We start from the raw sequence: 937 nt of genomic DNA, 5'->3' as shown, positions 1-937 counted from the left end.
GTGCGCACGCTGGTCGGCCAGCGCATTGCGGCGATCGCGCTAGGCTACGAAGACGTCGACGACCACGACACGCTGCGCCATGACCCCGTTCTTGGACTTCTGTCGGAAAGCCTGACGCCGAAGCGGCAAGATTGTGCGGTGCTTGCCGGCAAGTCCACCTTGAACCGGCTGGAGCACGGCCGCCCCGATGCGCCGACGCGCTATCACAAGATCGCCTATGACGCCGGCGCGCTGGAAGCGCTGTTCGTGGAGCTGTTCCTCGACGCCCACGACCGGCTGCCGCAGGAGATCGTGCTCGATCTCGACGCCACCGATGATCCGCTGCATGGCAATCAGGAAGGCAAATTCTTCCACGGCTATTACGACTGCTACTGCTATCTGCGGCTCTACATCTTCTGCGGCCGGCATCTGCTTTCGGCCAAGCTACGGCGCTCCAACATCGATGCCAGCAAGGGCGCCGTCGAGGAAATCGATCGCATCATCGGGCAGATCCGGCAAAGCTGGCCGACAGTGCGCATCATCCTGCGCGCCGATTCCGGTTTTGCCCGCGACGAACTGATGGCCTGGTGCGAAACCAACGGCGTCGACTATGTCTTCGGTCTTGCCCGCAACCAACGGCTGGAAAAGCAGATCGCACAGGCCCTGGAGGAGGCGCGCCTTAAGGGCGAAGAAAGTGGCGAGGCTGCCCGCGTCTTTCGTGACTTCCTGTGGTCGACGAAAGACAGCTGGTCATGCCGAAGGCGGGTCGTCGCCAAGGCCGAATGGACGATCGCCGGCGCCAATCCGCGCTTCATCGTCACCTCGCTTGCGCCGGAACGCTTCCCGGCACAACCGCTTTACGAGGATCTCTACTGCGCCCGCGGCGACATGGAAAATCGCATCAAAGAATGCCAGCTGGACCTTTATGCCGACCGCACCAGCGCCCACACGATGCGCG

The 937-nt window shown here is 62.8% G+C and carries 1 protein-coding gene; it reads left to right on the top strand.

The annotated features are described in order from the left end of the window. On the top strand, positions 1-937 hold a 937-nt coding region (locus PY650_RS36535), incomplete at both ends, for an IS1380 family transposase (RefSeq protein ID WP_285884964.1).

Origin of the sequence: Martinezella calliandrae (genome assembly GCF_030272695.1) — a bacterium.
Taxonomy (GTDB): domain Bacteria; phylum Pseudomonadota; class Alphaproteobacteria; order Rhizobiales; family Rhizobiaceae; genus Rhizobium; species Rhizobium calliandrae.
The sequence above is the reverse complement of the archived record's forward strand: the minus strand, read 5'-3'. Positions and strand labels throughout refer to the sequence as shown.